This window comes from Rhodococcus sp. BE178 (assembly GCF_050433545.1).
In the GTDB taxonomy this organism is placed as follows: Bacteria; Actinomycetota; Actinomycetes; order Mycobacteriales; family Mycobacteriaceae; genus Prescottella.
In genome coordinates, this window is the sequence record NZ_JBNPXA010000022.1 from 23,482 (window position 1) to 38,410 (window position 14,929).

Annotated in this window: 13 protein-coding genes; 8 read left to right on the forward strand and 5 right to left on the reverse strand. The window is 68.6% G+C overall.

Going from position 1 to position 14,929, the window contains the following annotated elements; translation table 11 throughout:
* The first annotated feature begins 68 nt into the window (after positions 1–68).
* Positions 69–1,208: a YihY/virulence factor BrkB family protein gene (locus J2X34_RS26515; protein WP_114719932.1), complete on the forward strand. Its 1,140-nt coding sequence runs from the start codon at positions 69–71 to the stop codon at positions 1,206–1,208.
* On the opposite strand, the gene J2X34_RS26520 is transcribed toward J2X34_RS26515, so the two are convergent.
* Complete coding sequence (locus J2X34_RS26520) at positions 1,181–1,417, reverse strand: DUF3039 domain-containing protein (RefSeq protein WP_114719930.1); 237 nt, start codon at positions 1,415–1,417, stop codon at positions 1,181–1,183. The genes J2X34_RS26515 and J2X34_RS26520 overlap by 28 nt on opposite strands.
* A gap of 60 nt (positions 1,418–1,477) precedes the next feature.
* Between J2X34_RS26520 and J2X34_RS26525 the strand changes: the two genes are divergently transcribed.
* The 3 genes from J2X34_RS26525 (at position 1,478) to J2X34_RS26535 (ending at position 4,491) form a co-directional block, all read left to right on the forward strand.
* Positions 1,478–1,834: a DUF3099 domain-containing protein gene (locus tag J2X34_RS26525; RefSeq protein WP_114719928.1), complete on the forward strand. Its 357-nt coding sequence runs from the start codon at positions 1,478–1,480 to the stop codon at positions 1,832–1,834.
* A 56-nt stretch (positions 1,835–1,890) separates the two neighbouring features.
* Complete coding sequence (locus tag J2X34_RS26530; protein ID WP_429520172.1) at positions 1,891–3,369, forward strand: DUF7059 domain-containing protein; 1,479 nt, start codon at positions 1,891–1,893, stop codon at positions 3,367–3,369.
* Positions 3,370–3,522: 153 nt separating this feature from the next.
* The gene (locus J2X34_RS26535; protein WP_114719924.1) at positions 3,523–4,491 is read left to right on the forward strand and encodes a sigma-70 family RNA polymerase sigma factor; all 969 of its coding nucleotides are present in this window, start codon (positions 3,523–3,525) and stop codon (positions 4,489–4,491) included.
* Positions 4,492–4,603: 112 nt separating this feature from the next.
* On the opposite strand, the gene J2X34_RS26540 is transcribed toward J2X34_RS26535, so the two are convergent.
* Positions 4,604–7,300 (reverse strand): bifunctional GNAT family N-acetyltransferase/acetate--CoA ligase family protein, encoded by a 2,697-nt coding sequence (locus J2X34_RS26540; protein ID WP_114719921.1) that lies wholly within the window; start codon positions 7,298–7,300, stop codon positions 4,604–4,606.
* Complete coding sequence (locus J2X34_RS26545; protein WP_114719919.1) at positions 7,293–8,567, reverse strand: acetoin utilization protein AcuC; 1,275 nt, start codon at positions 8,565–8,567, stop codon at positions 7,293–7,295. The genes J2X34_RS26540 and J2X34_RS26545 overlap by 8 nt, the downstream gene beginning before the upstream one ends.
* Before the next feature lie 154 nt (positions 8,568–8,721).
* On the opposite strand from J2X34_RS26545, the gene J2X34_RS26550 reads away from it, so the two are divergent.
* Positions 8,722–9,408, forward strand: coding sequence for a metal-dependent transcriptional regulator (locus J2X34_RS26550; protein ID WP_114719917.1), 687 nt, complete (start codon positions 8,722–8,724; stop codon positions 9,406–9,408).
* 45 nt (positions 9,409–9,453) lie between these two features.
* Entirely contained in the window at positions 9,454–10,449 is a 996-nt protein-coding gene (galE, locus tag J2X34_RS26555; protein WP_429520173.1) for a UDP-glucose 4-epimerase GalE, read from the forward strand.
* Here the strand turns inward: galE and J2X34_RS26560 are convergent.
* Positions 10,429–11,595, reverse strand: a complete 1,167-nt coding sequence (locus J2X34_RS26560; RefSeq protein ID WP_429520174.1) for a DUF4192 domain-containing protein — start codon at positions 11,593–11,595, stop codon at positions 10,429–10,431. The genes galE and J2X34_RS26560 overlap by 21 nt on opposite strands.
* Before the next feature lie 153 nt (positions 11,596–11,748).
* Positions 11,749–12,429: a sensor domain-containing protein gene (locus tag J2X34_RS26565; protein WP_174909778.1), complete on the reverse strand. Its 681-nt coding sequence runs from the start codon at positions 12,427–12,429 to the stop codon at positions 11,749–11,751.
* A 298-nt stretch (positions 12,430–12,727) separates the two neighbouring features.
* Between J2X34_RS26565 and J2X34_RS26570 the strand changes: the two genes are divergently transcribed.
* Positions 12,728–13,678, forward strand: coding sequence for a proteasome assembly chaperone family protein (locus J2X34_RS26570; RefSeq protein WP_114719909.1), 951 nt, complete (start codon positions 12,728–12,730; stop codon positions 13,676–13,678).
* A 178-nt stretch (positions 13,679–13,856) separates the two neighbouring features.
* Positions 13,857–14,894: an alpha/beta fold hydrolase gene (locus J2X34_RS26575; protein ID WP_429520175.1), complete on the forward strand. Its 1,038-nt coding sequence runs from the start codon at positions 13,857–13,859 to the stop codon at positions 14,892–14,894.
* The last annotated feature ends 35 nt before the right edge of the window (positions 14,895–14,929 follow it).

The window sequence follows — 14,929 nt, forward strand, 5'->3', positions numbered from 1 at the left end:
GAATCGACGGCGACACGGCGGCGCCCCACCGGGCATCCCGGCGCATTGTCAGGAATCCTGGAAGCATCATGAGTGAGACGCCGCCCGCCACGAAACGCCGACCACTCCGTCGGTGTGCCCAGCTGGTCGGGCGAACGGCGTCCAAGGCCTGGCACGATTCGATCTTCGGCAAGTCGGCCACCGCGGCGTTCTGGCAGACCCTGTCGCTACCCCCGCTGCTGCTGGGACTGCTGGGCAGTCTCGGCTATGTCGGCGGGTGGTTCGGCCCGAACACGGTGGAGATCATCCAGTCGAAGATCATCACGTTCAGCCACACCGTGTTCAGCGAGAACGTCGTCGACCAGATCATCCAGCCAACCGTCGGAGATGTCCTCGGGCGAGGCCGCCCGGAGATCATCTCGGTGGGCTTCCTGCTGTCGCTGTGGGCGGGTTCGTCGGCAATCTCGACGTTCGTCGACTCGATCGTCGAGGCACACGGCCAACAGGACGCCCGGCACCCGGTGTGGCAGCGGGTGTTCGCGTTGCTGCTCTACGTCGGCTTCCTCGTCCTCGCCGTCTTCACGCTGCCACTGGTCGCACTGGGGCCGACGATGATCGGCCGCGCGCTCCCCGAGTCCTGGCACACGGTCGGGACGGAGATGGTGGACGCGTTCTACTACCCCGCGGTCGGTCTGCTCCTGATCGTCGGCCTGACCACCCTCTACAAGGTGGCACTGCCGAGATCGCTCCCGTGGCATCGACTGCTCGGCGGTGCACTGCTCGCCGGCGTGTTCTTCATGGCCGCCAGCACGATTCTGCGCTGGTATCTGAGCGCGGTGGCCGGCACCGGATACACCTACGGCGCGCTGGCGACGCCCATCGCCTTCCTGCTCTTCACGTTCTTCCTCGGCTTCGCCGTCGTGCTCGGTGCCGAGTTCAACGCCACGATCCAGGAGTTCTGGCCGGCGCGGGCCACCCGCATGGAGCAGGTGCGTGACTGGATCGCCGCGCAGGCCGCGATCGATGCGTCGGAGGACGCCGGCCCTGTGACGAATCTGACGCGACGGCTCGCGACCGGACCGATCCGGTTCACGTCGGATCGATCACAGTCCGGATCCGAATGCGAGTCCGAGCCCCAGTCGCAGGGCTGCGGATCGGTGGACGCACCGGAGTCCGACGCGCCCACCGACGACACGGACGCTCAGTCGCCCTTGCGCAATCCCTCGTAGATCTTCTTGCACTCGGGGCACACCGGCGAACCCGGCTTCGCGGACTTGGTGACCGGAAACACCTCGCCACACAACGCGACGACGTGGGTTCCCATCACCGCGCTTTCGGCGATCTTGTTCTTCTTCACGTAATGGAAGAATTTCGGGGTGTCGTCGTCGGTCGTCTCGTCGGTGGTGGTGTCGGGACGTTCCTTCGTCAAAGTGCTCACATCCCAATAATGCCGCAACCGCATGTGCAATTGCTTCGCGAGAGTGGAACAGTGGAACCCATGGCAAGAACATCGGGGTTCGACGAGTCGGCCGAGAGCGGCACACCCCGCAACCCGGCTCTGATCACCGAGGCTGCGCAGTCCATCGAAGATCAGCACCGGGCGCGTGTCCGGAAGTACCTGACGATCATGTCGTTCCGGTTCCCGGCGCTGATACTCGCGGCGATCGCGTACGGAATGTTCGGGAACGCCTGGATCTCGGTGGGCATCATCGCCCTCTCCATCCCGCTGCCCTGGATCGCGGTCCTGATCGCGAACGACAGGCCGCCGCGGTCGAAGGACGAGCCGAGCAGGTACGACCACCGCGACGCAGCGCATGCGCTCGAGTCCAGGCAACACCGCACGATCGAGGGTTGAGCGGCCGCGCTCGTCCGGTCCGGTAAGCGTGCGATGACGGCTGCAACAATGCTCGCGTGACCCGTGACCTCCTGCTCTCCATCTGCGGCCCGCTCCGAGAAGCGCTGACGCGCTGCGCGTACGACACCGACTCGATTCTCGATCTTCTCGGTGCCGACGCCCACGCCGCGCTCGACCGGCACGAACCGGTGCCGGTCCGCCGCGCCACCGCGAACGGCGGCGACCTGGGACAGCTCGTTCGACTGTTCCTCCTGTGCGACGACTGCGATGCGGCCGACGTCGCGTCCGCGCTCGCACCACTCGCGCTGGACGACGCGGTCGCGGCCGGCCTGCTCTCGCGCACCGGCGAGACGGTGCGCGCCGAACTCGACCTCCGCCCCCTCGACCTCGGCACGGGGAACCGGTGGGTGCTGTCGGATCTCGACGGCTCGATGCGCGCCCGACCGACCGCCGACGACCACGTCATCGGTGTCGGTCACGCGTCGCTGTCGCTGCTGCAGGGGACCCCCACTCGTCCGGTGGGCACCGTGCTCGACGTGGGCACCGGCTGCGGCATCCAGGCCCTGCGCGCCGCGGACTATTCGGGCACGGTCACCGCCACCGAAATCAACCCGCGGGCACTGGATCTGACCGCGGCGACCGCCGCGCTCAACGGCCTGGACTTCGAACTCCTCGAGGGCTCGTGGTTCGAGCCGGTCGAGGGCCGGACGTTCGACCAGGTGGTCGCGAATCCGCCGTTCGTCGTGAGCGAGGCCCGCGTCGTCAACAGCTACCGCGACTCGGGCCTGGACCTGGACGAGGCGAGCGAGCTGATGATCTCCCGGTCGGCGGAGTACCTGAACACCGGTGGGACGGCGGCGCTGCTGGCGTCGTGGCTGCACGTGGAGGGCGAGGACTGGCGACACCGGATTGCCTCGTGGCTGCCGGCACACGGGATCGATGCCTGGATCGTCCAGCGCGACGTCGCCGATCCCGCGCTCTACGTCGGCACGTGGCTGCGCGACGGCGGCGGTGACCCTCGTGACCCGGCCGTGCAGGCCCGTGCCCAGAGATGGCTCGACCACCTGGAGCAGGCCGACGTCGAGGGCGTGGGCTTCGGCTTCGTCTATCTCCGGCGCACGGACGAGCCGTCGGACATCCTGTGCGAGGACCTGCGCCACGGCTTCACCGACCCACTCGGCGACGAGGCCCTCGCCTACTTCGAGCGTCTCGCGTGGCTGCGGGAGCACGATGTCCTGTCGGCACGCTTCGCGGTCCGGCCCGACACCGCCCTCGAGCGGGTGTACCTACCGGGCGAGGACGGCTGGGATCAGGTGGTGGCGCGCGTGCATCGCGGCAACGGACCGCAGTGGCAGCACGAGGTGGACGATCTCACAGCGGCACTGCTCGCGGGAATGCGTGACGACGGACTGGCGTTGGAAGAGCTCATCACGCTGCTCGCCTTCGCGCACGGTGAGGACGAGGAGTCGCTGACGGCCACGGCAGTACCACTGGTCCATTCGCTTGTGCGTCACGGGCTGATCGAGCCCGCCTGACGCGCGTTCCCGGGCGGGTACCTTCTCAGGAACTTCTCAGGGGAGGCACCCGGAACGCGCAGGTCACGGGCCGCAGAGGTGAATCCGTTCGGGAACTTTCCCGGGCCGTCGGAGCGTTGAGGCATATGAGACACCCCGACGAGGAGGCACGTCATGACAAGCCCCAGCACCACTCGACCCCGCACCGCCGATTCCGATCTGGACAGCCAGAGCCCGGCCGCGGATCTCGTTCGCGTCTACCTGAACGGGATCGGCCGGACAGCACTGCTGACCGCTGCAGACGAAGTCGACCTGGCGCGGCGGATCGAAGCTGGGCTCTATGCCAAGCACGTGCTGGAGACCAAGAAGCGCCTCACGGCCGTCAAGAAGCGGGACCTCGCCACGATCGTCCGTGACGGCGAGGCCGCCCGGCGCCACCTGCTCGAGGCGAACCTGCGTCTCGTGGTGTCGCTGGCGAAGCGGTACACCGGACGCGGCATGCCGTTACTGGACCTCATCCAGGAAGGCAACCTCGGTCTGATCCGTGCGATGGAGAAGTTCGACTACGCGAAGGGCTTCAAGTTCTCGACGTACGCGACGTGGTGGATCCGTCAGGCCATCACTCGCGGCATGGCGGATCAGAGCCGCACCATCCGCCTGCCCGTCCACCTCGTCGAGCAGGTCAACAAGCTCGCCCGCATCAAGCGCGAACTGCACCAGCAGCTGGGCCGCGAGGCCACCGACGAGGAGCTGTCGCAGGAGTCGGGCATCCCCGAGCACAAGATCGCGGACCTGCTCGATCACAGCCGCGACCCGGTGAGCCTGGACATGCCGGTCGGCAACGACGAGGAAGCGCCGCTGGGCGACTTCATCGAGGACTCCGAGGCGACGTCCGCGGAGAACGCCGTCATCGCCGGGCTGCTGCACAGCGACGTCCGCAGCGTCCTCGCGACGCTCGACGAACGCGAGCAGCAGGTGATCCGGCTGCGTTACGGCCTCGACGACGGCCAGCCCCGCACGCTCGACCAGATCGGCAAACTGTTCGGCCTCTCGCGCGAGCGGGTGCGCCAGATCGAGCGCGAGGTGATGGGCAAGCTCCGCCAGGGTGAGCGTGCCGATCGACTGCGCTCGTACGCCAGCTGACCCGAACGCTCTCCCGCGCCTCCCGGCCGGTCGTGCCCCCTCCCCCCTCGGGGGCCACGACCGGCCGGGTTTTCGCATTTCCCGGCCGGGTTCCTGCGGTTCCCGGTCCGGTTCACCACTCCCGCAGTCGCCGCGGACCCAGATCCGCCATGCTCGGCTCCGGTCCGATCCGCACCCGGGCATCGGTCACCTCGGCACCCTGCGCCGACGCGAGCACCGGTTCGCACGCGAGCGAACGAACCTCCGGCAGGTCGTCGGCGAGGGCGGACACCCGCTGCACGAGATCGACGAGGGCCTTCTTGTTGACCGGGACCGCGCTGCGGTAGCCCGACAGCAGGGGTGCGGCCTTGGGCGCGTCGATCAGCTCGGTGGCCTCGTCCTCGGTCAGTGGCAGTACTCGGTAGGCGCGGTCCCCCAGTAGATCGGAGATCACGCCGGCCAGCCCGAACGAGATGAGCGAGCCGAACGACGGGTCGTCCTGGACCCCGACGACACAGCCGATGCCCTTGGTCGCCATCTTCTGCACGTGCAACAGGGGCTCACCGGACGCGGCCGCAAGATCGCGGTACGCCAACCGCACGGAGTCCGGTCCCACCAGGTCCAGCCGCACGCCTCCGAGGTCGGGGCGGTGCCGCCACTGTTCACCGGTCGCCTTGACCGCGACCGGGTAGCCGAGTTCGTCCGCCGCCTCGACCGCCTCGTCCTCGGTGGTCGCCGCGCGGAACTCCACCACGTGCACCCCGTAGCACTCGAGCAGTTGCGCCGCCTCGAAGTCCGACAGCCACCGCCCGTTCGACTCCCCCAGCCAACCGTCGATCAGCCGCTTCGCGCGGTCCGGGTCGATCCCGTTGGGGCGCACCACCTTCGACACCGGACGTCCACGCCACGCGGAGTACCGCCAGGCCCGCGCCAATGCCAACGCGGCACGTTCCGGGCCGGGGAACGACGGCACCGAGCCGCGCGTCGGATGCCCGTCCGGACCGCGCACCGCCAGGACGTCGGGGATGCCCTCGGTCGCCAGGAACGTGGTGAGAATCGGCTTGTCGGCGCCGATCACGGCCTCACGCAGGGCCTGCGCGTACGGCTCGACGGGCACCGCGACCGGCGGCGCGAACACCGCGATCACGGCGTCGACGTCGAACGATGCGAGTGCTCGCGACACGGCCCCGGCGAACATCTCGGGAGTCGCCTGCGCGCCGAGATCGACTGGCTCCCCCACCTGCAGCCCCTCGCGGCGCGCGGCATCGGAGGCGAGCACCCCGAGGGCGGTCGAGTTGCCGACCACCGCGACCCGCGGCCCGGCCGGCAGCGGCTGGTATCCGAAGAGCATCGCGCAGTCGAACAGCTGGGAGATCGACCCGACCTGCACGACACCGGCCTGTTCGAAGAGCGACCGCACGATGGAATCGTCCATCTCGACACCGGTCGCCGCCAGCGCCGGGGGCACCGCGTGGCGTCCGCTCTTGACCGCGACGATCGGCTTGTTCCGTGCCACCCGCCGGGCGATCCGGGAGAACTTGCGGGGATTGCCGAAGCTCTCCAGGTACAGCAGGACCACTTCGGTGTCGGGATCGGTGTCCCAGTACTGGAGCAGGTCGTTGCCGGACACGTCGGCGCGATTGCCGGCGGAGACGAAAGTCGACAGTCCCAGTTGACGTTTGGCGGCCTGGTCGAGGATCGCGATGCCCAGGGCGCCGGACTGGCAGAAGAAACCGACCTTGCCCGGATTGGGCAGCACCGGGGCCAGCGTCGCGTTGAGCGAGACGGCGACGTCGTTGTTGGCGACGCCGAGCGCGTTGGGGCCGATGAGCCGCATACCGTGCGCCCGCGCGGCGTGCACGAGCCGGCGTTCGGAGTGCCGTCCGTCCGGACCGGTCTCGCTGAATCCCGCCGACACCACCACCAGCGCCTTGACGCCCTTCGCGAGGCAGTCGTCGAGCACCGCGTCGATGGACTCCGCCGGCACCGCGACCACTGCCAGGTCGACGTCGTCGGGGATGTCGCGCACCGTCGGGTACGCCCGGACGCCACGGACCGACCGGTGCTCGGCGTTGACCGGATACACCGGACCGGAGAAGTTGCCACGCAACAGGTTCACCAGCACCGCGTTGCCCACCTTGGAGCTGTCGGTGGACGCCCCGATGACGGCGACGGACCGCGGGCTGAGGACGTTGCGGACGCTGCGCGCCTCGGCAGCGCGCTCGCGGGAGTTCCGCACCGACAGCAGCGCTTCGGTTGGGTCGATCGCGAACTCGAGGCGTAACACTCCGCCGTCGAAGCTGCGGCTCACCTGGTATCCGGCCTCACGGAACACCGAGACCATGTTCCGGTTCTCCGCGAGCACCTCCGCGACGAACATGTTCAGACCGTTCTCCGCCGCCGCACCGGCGAGGTGTTCGAGCAGGATCGGCCCGAGCCCGCGGCCCTGGTGGGCGTCCGCGACGACGAACGCGACTTCGGCGGACCGGCCGTCGCCCACGTCGAGCAACCGCTCGTAGCGGCCCACGGCGATGATCTCGTCACCCAGGATCGCGACGAAGGCGACGCGGTTGCGGTGGTCGACGGTGGTGAAGTTGACGATGTCGCGCTTGGACATCGTGGGGTACGGACCGAAGTAACGCAGATACCGGGTGCGCTCGGAGAGCTTGCTGTGGAACTCGACGAGCTTGTCGGCGTCGTCGGGGACGATCGGCCGCAGGTGGACGACGCCGCCGTCGGAGGCCAGCACGTCCGCCAGCCAGTGGCGCGGGAAGTTCCGTGCCCGTTCGACATCGACTTCCTTGGCGTCTTTGGCGGTGCCGTCAGTCACGGGGATCCTCCGGATCGAGTCCGAGCAGTGGGAACGTGGCGCGGCGGGTCGCGATGATTGCCGCGTCGATTCGGGTCAGGGCCCGGTCCATCGAGGCGACACCCGTTTCCGGCGTACCTCCGGGTCCGTCCCACGGCATGTACGCGGTGTCGCCGGACTCCCCCATCGTCGTCGGGAGATCGACGCTCGGTGCAAGGGAGTGTGCCTTCTCACGCCACGAGTCGGGAATCGTGGTGGCGGGATCGATCTCGCGATCCAGCGCCGCGGCGATGAGATGCGTCCAAGACCTCGGCACGACACGGATCAGGCCGTAGCCGCCACCGCCGACCGCGAGCCACCGCCCTTCCGCGTATCTGTCCGCGAGGTCGCGCATCGCCAGGTACGCCGCCCGCTGCCCGTCGACGGTCAGCGCGAGATCGGCCAGCGGGTCCTCCCGATGGTTGTCTGCGCCACACTGACTGATCACGATCTGCGGGCGGAAGGCTGCGATCGCGGCGGGAACCACCGCGTGGAATCCCCTCAGCCACAGCGCATCGCCGGTACCGGGCAGCACCGGGAGGTTGATGGCGGTGCCCTCGGCCGCGCCCGCCCCCACCTCGCTGGACCAGCCGGTGTTCGGCCACAGGGTCGCCGGGTGCTGGTGGATCGAGACCGTCAGCACCCGTGGGTCACCGAGGAACGCATGCTGCACGCCGTCGCCGTGGTGCGCGTCGATGTCGACGTACGCGATGCGGTCGAATCCGTTGTCGAGCAACCACGAGATCGCGATCGCGGCGTCGTTGTAGACGCAGAAGCCCGACGCCCAGTCGGCCATCGCGTGGTGCATTCCGCCGCCGATGCTGACCGCGCGCCGGGCGCGGCCGGATGCGATCGCCTCGGCCGCCGCCAGGGTTCCGCCCGCCAGGATCGCGCTGGCCTCGTGCATCCGGGGGAAGACCGGGTTGTCCTCGGTGCCCAGCCCGTGCCGGGTCTCGACCTCCGCGGGCAGCGGGCCGTCCTGAACCGATCCGGCAAGCTTCACCGCGTCGATGTACGCGGGGGTGTGGATGCGGAGCAGGTCGGTGTCCGTGGCGGCGTCGGGCCGCACCACCTCGGCGCCCTCGACGAGCCCGAGTCCGTGCGCCAGATCCATCGTCAGCTCGAGACGGGTCGGGTTCATCGGATGCTGGGGACTCCAGCGATAGCTGAGATAGTCCGGGCTCCACACCACGACGCGGTCGCTTGCGGAAGCTGAGATGCCCTCGACGGGACCTGTCGACGCGGTCATGGACCCAAGTTACTTGCCGCGGCACGGCAGGCGCGAGGCGCCATGTCCGGGACCGGTTCGGAGCCCCGACGGCGGACCGGACGCGCCTGGCGCCCGAGCGGAACCCGGAACGTGATTTGCCCGGTAGAATCACTCCGGACGAAGGGGTGTAAGAGTGAAGGATCTGGTCGACACCACGGAGATGTATCTCCGGACGATCTACGACTTGGAAGAAGAGGGCGTCGTCCCGCTCCGCGCGCGGATCGCCGAACGGCTCGAGCAGAGCGGACCGACCGTGAGCCAGACGGTTGCCCGCATGGAGCGTGACGGATTGCTCCAGGTGGCAGGCGACCGTCATCTGGAGTTGACCGAGAAGGGCCGCAACCTCGCGGTCTCGGTCATGCGCAAGCACCGTCTCGCCGAGCGGTTGCTCGTCGACATCATCGGACTCGACTGGGACCAGGTGCATGCCGAGGCCTGCCGGTGGGAGCACGTGATGAGCGAGGACGTCGAGCGGCGCCTCGTCGAGGTGCTGAACAACCCGACGACGTCGCCGTACGGTAACCCGATTCCCGGGCTTGCCGAACTGGGTCTGGACCGCCCGGCAGGCAACGCGGAGACGCTGATCCGGCTCACCGACGTGCCCCCGGGCAAGCCGACTGCAGTCGTGGTTCGGCGACTCGCCGAGCACGTGCAGTCCGATCCCGAACTGATCGGCCAACTCCGTGAGGCGGGCGTGGTTCCCGATGCCCGGGTTACAGTCGAGACCCGACCCGGCTCGGTGACGATCACCGTGTCCGGTCACGACGAATTCGACCTTCCCGAGGAAATGGCCCACGCCGTCCAGGTGAAGCAGGTCTGACAGACCGCTTCGCCGGTTCGACGCCGGTGCCAGAGGAGATGAACGGTGAGACTTCTGGTTACCGGCGGTGCCGGCTATGTCGGCAGCGTGTGCGCCACGGTACTGCTCGAGCGCGGCCACGAGGTGGTCGTCGTCGACGATCTGTCGACGGGTAATGCCGACGCGGTTCCCGTCGGCGCCGATTTCATCGAAGGCGACGTGGCTGCTGTCGCCGGATCCGTTCTCGGATCCGGCGACAGCGCACCTCGATTCGACGGTGTGCTGCATTTCGCGGCGCAGTCGCTCGTCGGCGAGTCGGTCGAGCGCCCCGAGCAGTACTGGCAGGGCAATGTCGTCACGACGCTCGCACTGCTCGAAGCGATGCGAGTCTCCGGTACGCCACGTCTGGTGTTCTCGTCCACGGCCGCCACCTACGGCGAGCCCGCGCGGACACCGATCACGGAGGACGATCCGACTCGTCCGACCAACCCGTACGGCGCCACGAAACTCGCGATCGACCATGCGATCACGTCGTATGCGAACGCGCATTCCCTCGCGGCGACGAGCCTGCGCTACTTCAACGTCGCGGGCGCCTACAAGGGCGCGGGCGAGAACCGTGTCGTGGAAACGCATCTCATCCCCCTCGTGCTCCAGGTCGCGCTCGGTCAACGCGAGAAGATCGCGGTGTTCGGAACCGACTGGCCGACCAAGGACGGCACCGCGGTGCGGGACTACATCCACGTACTGGATCTCGCGGAGGCCCACCTGCTGGCGCTCGAGTCGTCCGAGCCGGGACGGCACCGGATCTACAACCTCGGCAGCGGCGCAGGATTCACTGTCCGCGAGGTCATTTCGGCCTGCGAACGAGTGACGGGACTCCCCATCACCGCCGAGGACGCGCCGCGCCGCGCCGGTGATCCGGCGGTCCTCATCGCATCGAGCGACCGCGCGATCGACGAGCTGGGCTGGAAGCCCGAGCACACCGATCTCGACGAGATCGTCGCCGACGCATGGACGTACCTGCAGGCACTCGGAGACCGGTCACACGCCGCCCGGCGATAACCCGCCCCGCGGCGGCAGCTGCACGCCGAGGTCCTGCGCCACCCCGTATCCGAGATCAGCGAGGTCGCGCAGGGCATCCGGCCGGATCCCGGCCTGCAGGGCGTCGTCGAGCAGGTTCGCGAGCCGATGACACGGATCGGCCGCGAGCGCGGCACACAGCGCGACACCCGCCATCGGACCGTCGCCGCGCACGTACGAGCTGTAGCCGAGCAACGCGAGCGGTTCGGCGCGCTCGGGATCGGGCAACGACCTGCCCAGATGAATCCACATCTGTTCGGCCGCGTCGGCGTGCTCCCCGATCGTCAGCGCGAGCAGCGCGTCCCGGACGTGCGGATTCTCCAGTGCGAGTGCCATATCCGCGCACTCGTGCGCCGTGATCTCGTCACCCGAGTCGAGCGCTGCGATGCGCGCGAGGACGCGTTCGAGGTGGGCACGTTCGACGCCGGCGGGATCGGACGCCGTGTGCGCCAGAGCGAACCCCCGCACACTCGCCTCCCGCGCCGCGTCGATGATCTCCGCGATGCACGCCTGCTCGCCAGCCGGAACCGGATCGAGCACTGCTTCCAGCTCCTCACGGGACCCCCGGATCGCACGACCCCCGAACACCTGGGCCGCGGCCACCTCGGATGCGGCGGGATCCGGCAGCACGCCGCGGCTGTGCCCCACGAGGTCCCGCCAATGCACGCCGGCCTCGATTCGCGGGACGAGATGCGCGGCCGCCAACTCGATTCCTCCGGCGCACAACAGTTCCCGGAAACGATCGACGATCGCAGAGTGCCGCCACAGGTCGCCCGAACGCGCGCGGGGTGGGATCCGATCGTCCACCACGACCACGAGGACCCGATCGGCACCCTCCCGGATACTCACCGCCGCGAACTGGTCGAGGACCAGTTCCATCACGCCGTGCACCCCAGCGGGATCGTGGAGCACGAGGTCGTGGCGCATCACCGCGCCGACGCTGGTTCCGGTGAGACAGATCGCGACCAGTGAGCGGCGGGGGTGAAACCCCAGCAGGGCCGGTACGGCGCTGATGAGGTCGCCGGGGTCGGATATCCGGACCGCGTTCGGGGTCCCGAGATCACTGTGTCCGGACAGAGCCGGGTTGTGTGGGCGGGGCGAGTCGTGTGAGAAGGCCGGTGTCGTCATGCCCCGACCCTGCCGCTCGGGGCGCCCCCCGGCCCGGGGCACGACCTGGGGATTCGGTGGACCTGTGGATGTCGCCGCCGCCTGTGCAGAACCCCGAGCTCACGGCTCCGGGCACAGACAGGACTGTCGGTTTGCCGTGTTAGCGTCGGCGGCTCAGCCCGCGTGGACCTTCAGTACCGCCGCGGTGAACAGCTCGTCGAGAGCGGCGGTGTCGGCATCTGCCCCGAACGACATGAACGTCGCCTGCACCCGCACGTCGTCGACCTGCGCGATCAAGGTGAGCATCGACTGTGTCACCGCCTGGTCGCCCTGGCCCGAGCTCACCGAACGACGCAGCGCGAGGGTGTCGTCAGCATCGATCGGCGGGGGCGGAGTGAGGGTGGTCCGGACGACTGAATCCACCCCGTTGCGGGTGGCGGTCACCTCCGGGCACTCGGACAGCTGCGCTCCGAGCTCCACGAGTGGCGTGGCGACCCGGATCAATTCGATCGTGATCGTCGAGCGGTTGGCGTTGTCGGTGCCCACGACCATTGCGGTGCCGTCGGGGCCGTAGTCCTGGACGGGAGGCTTGCAGCCGGCCGGTTCCACCTTGGCGCCCGGTGCGATGCCAGTCAGGTCGGGCGCAGCCTGCGAAACTGCCTGCGGGGGAAGCACGACCGCCGGGTACTGCGGCGGGAAGGCAGCCGGGTCGAGAAGGAGGTCTCCCAACGGCCGCGCATCGGCGGCGACGGACTCGTCCGACAGCGGAGTTCCCGTCACCGCCTCCGAACAGCCCGTGAGCAGGACAGCCGACCCCAGCAGCACCGCCGCGGCGATCCGCTTCCATTGCGACATGCTCGAGCCTCCATCGTCCCAGCGCCGGGGTGTCCGCCTCGTTCTCGTTCCGCGCGGACAGCCTGTCACACGCGAACGGCGATCGAGGTGAACATCGATCGCGACGGGTACAGGCGTCGCCGCGCCGGGGCCGGGAATCAATGCGGCCGACCCGGTGTTGGCCCTCGAGGGACGAGATTCGATGATCTTGTTCGACAGTGGCACCGCAGCGCCCCGCCGCTGGTCCCCCGCTCCGGTTTCGGCACGCGGGAGCCGGTGAGGGACACTGGAAGCAGAAGTTCGAAGGAAGGGAGCCGTCATGGACGAGCAGTCGAAGATGTACGAGCTGGAGTTCCCGGCACCGCATCTGTCGTCGGCCGACGGCCTGGGACCGGTCCTGGTTCACGGTCTCGAGGGATTCTCCGATGCCGGGCACGCGGTGAAGCTGGCGACCAAGCACCTGCGCGAGAGCCTCGAAACCGAACTCGTCGCGTCGTTCGCGGTGGACGAGCTCATCGACTATCGATCGCGGCGTCCGACCATGACGTTCAAGGCAGACCACTTCTCGGACTTCGAGACTCCTCAACTCAACCTGTACGCCCTGCGCGACACCGCGGGCACGCCGTTCCTGCTGCTGGCCGGCATGGAGCCGGATCTGCGCTGGGAACGGTTCACCACGGCGGTCCGCCTGCTCGCAGAGCAATTGGGCGTGCGCCGGACCGTCGGGATCAATGCCATTCCGATGGCCATCCCGCACACGCGGCCGCTCAGCGTGACCGCGCACTCGACCAACAAGGACTTGATCAAGGATCATCACCGCTGGTCCGGCGAACTCCAGGTCCCCGGCAGCGCATCGTCGCTGCTGGAACTGCGGATGAGCCAGCACGGCCACGAGTCCGTGGGCTTCTCGGTGCACGTTCCGCACTACCTCGCGCAAACCGACTATCCGGCCGCCGCGGAGACGCTGCTCGAGAACGTCATGGAGATCGCCGACCTCGAACTGCCGCTCGTCGCGCTCGGCGAGGCGTCGGCTCGGGTCCGCGAGCAGATCGACGAGCACATCGCGTCGAACGAGGAGGTCCAGTCGGTGGTCCGGGCGCTCGAGAACCAGTACGACTCGTACGTCGCGGCCCAGGAACAGCAGTCGACGCTCCTCGCGAGCGACGACGACCTGCCGAGCGGTGACGAACTGGGCGCGGAGTTCGAACGCTTCCTCGCCGAGCAGGCCCGCCTCGACGACGACGCACCCGGGGACGACGATCAGAACTGAGGTTTGATCGACCCAACATTTGGTCGTTCGTCCAGGTATCGTGGACGACGAAACCCTTCCGTTATCCGAAGTCACACTGACGACTCATATGGCGCATAGCGTCTCGGTGCACGGATATAATCGGACGATCGATATCTGAGCGGTGCCCGCATGCCGGGCAGCAGCTTCAGGAGGCGATATGAGCGACTCCCGCACGCGAATGCTCCGCCCGGTGCCGGACACCGAGCCGCGGCTCGTGTTCCGCACCATCCATGGGTACAGGCGCGCGTTCCGCATGGCCGGCGAGGGTCCGGCCGTCCTCCTGTTGCACGGCATCGGCGACAACTCGTCGACGTGGAGCGAGATCATCCCGCACCTGGCTCAGAACTACACGGTGATCGCACCGGACCTCCTCGGCCACGGGCGCTCCGACAAGCCCCGCGCCGACTATTCGGTGGCCGCCTACGCGAACGGCATGCGCGATCTGCTCTCGGTGCTGGACATCGACAAGGTCACCGTCGTCGGTCATTCGCTCGGCGGCGGCGTCGCGATGCAGTTCTCCTACCAGTTCCCGCACATGGTCGACCGTCTGGTGCTGGTGTCGGCCGGCGGTGTCACCAAGGACGTGCATCCGCTGCTGCGCCTGATCTCGATGCCGGTGGTCAACGAGGCCCTCAAGCTGCTGCGCATTCCGGGTGCGATGACGTCGGTCCGCGCGATCGGCGAGGTCGTCTCCCGCCTCCACGGGTCGCCGCTGCGTCCCGGCACGATGCTGCACGACACCCCCGACCTGGTCCGGGTGCTCGGCGCCCTGCCAGATCCGACGGCGTACGAGGCGTATCTACGGACGTTGCGCTCGGTGGTCGACTGGCGCGGTCAGGTGGTCACGATGCTCGACCGGTGCTATCTGACCGAGAACCTCCCGGTGCAACTGATCTGGGGCGCGCGCGACTCGGTGATCCCCGTCAGCCACGCGCATCTGGCGCATTCCGCGATGCCCGGCTCACACCTCGATATCTTCGAGGACGCCGGTCACTTCCCGTTCCGCGACGACCCGCTCCGCTTCCTCGGTGTGGTCGAGAACTTCCTCGAGTCGACCGCACCGCTGGAGTTCGACGAGACCCGCTGGCGGAACCTGCTGACCGACGGCGTCGGTGAGGGCACCATCACCGGCGCTCCCGCGACCCGCATGGCGGTGCTCGACGCGATGGGCTCCGACGAACGCAGCGCCACCTGAAACTCGATCGCGGCGGCGTCCCGGGTCCGGAAGCC

Coding starts and splice junctions, on each gene's coding strand:
- J2X34_RS26515 (WP_114719932.1), top strand. CDS start 69: ATGAGTGAGACGCCGCCCGCCACGAAACGCCGACCACTCCGTCGGTGT.
- J2X34_RS26525 (WP_114719928.1), top strand. CDS start 1,478: ATGGCAAGAACATCGGGGTTCGACGAGTCGGCCGAGAGCGGCACACCC.
- J2X34_RS26535 (WP_114719924.1), top strand. CDS start 3,523: ATGACAAGCCCCAGCACCACTCGACCCCGCACCGCCGATTCCGATCTG.
- J2X34_RS26545 (WP_114719919.1), bottom strand. CDS start 8,567: ATGACCGCGTCGACAGGTCCCGTCGAGGGCATCTCAGCTTCCGCAAGC.
- J2X34_RS26560 (WP_429520174.1), bottom strand. CDS start 11,595: ATGACGACACCGGCCTTCTCACACGACTCGCCCCGCCCACACAACCCG.
- J2X34_RS26565 (WP_174909778.1), bottom strand. CDS start 12,429: ATGTCGCAATGGAAGCGGATCGCCGCGGCGGTGCTGCTGGGGTCGGCT.
- J2X34_RS26570 (WP_114719909.1), top strand. CDS start 12,728: ATGGACGAGCAGTCGAAGATGTACGAGCTGGAGTTCCCGGCACCGCAT.
- J2X34_RS26575 (WP_429520175.1), top strand. CDS start 13,857: ATGAGCGACTCCCGCACGCGAATGCTCCGCCCGGTGCCGGACACCGAG.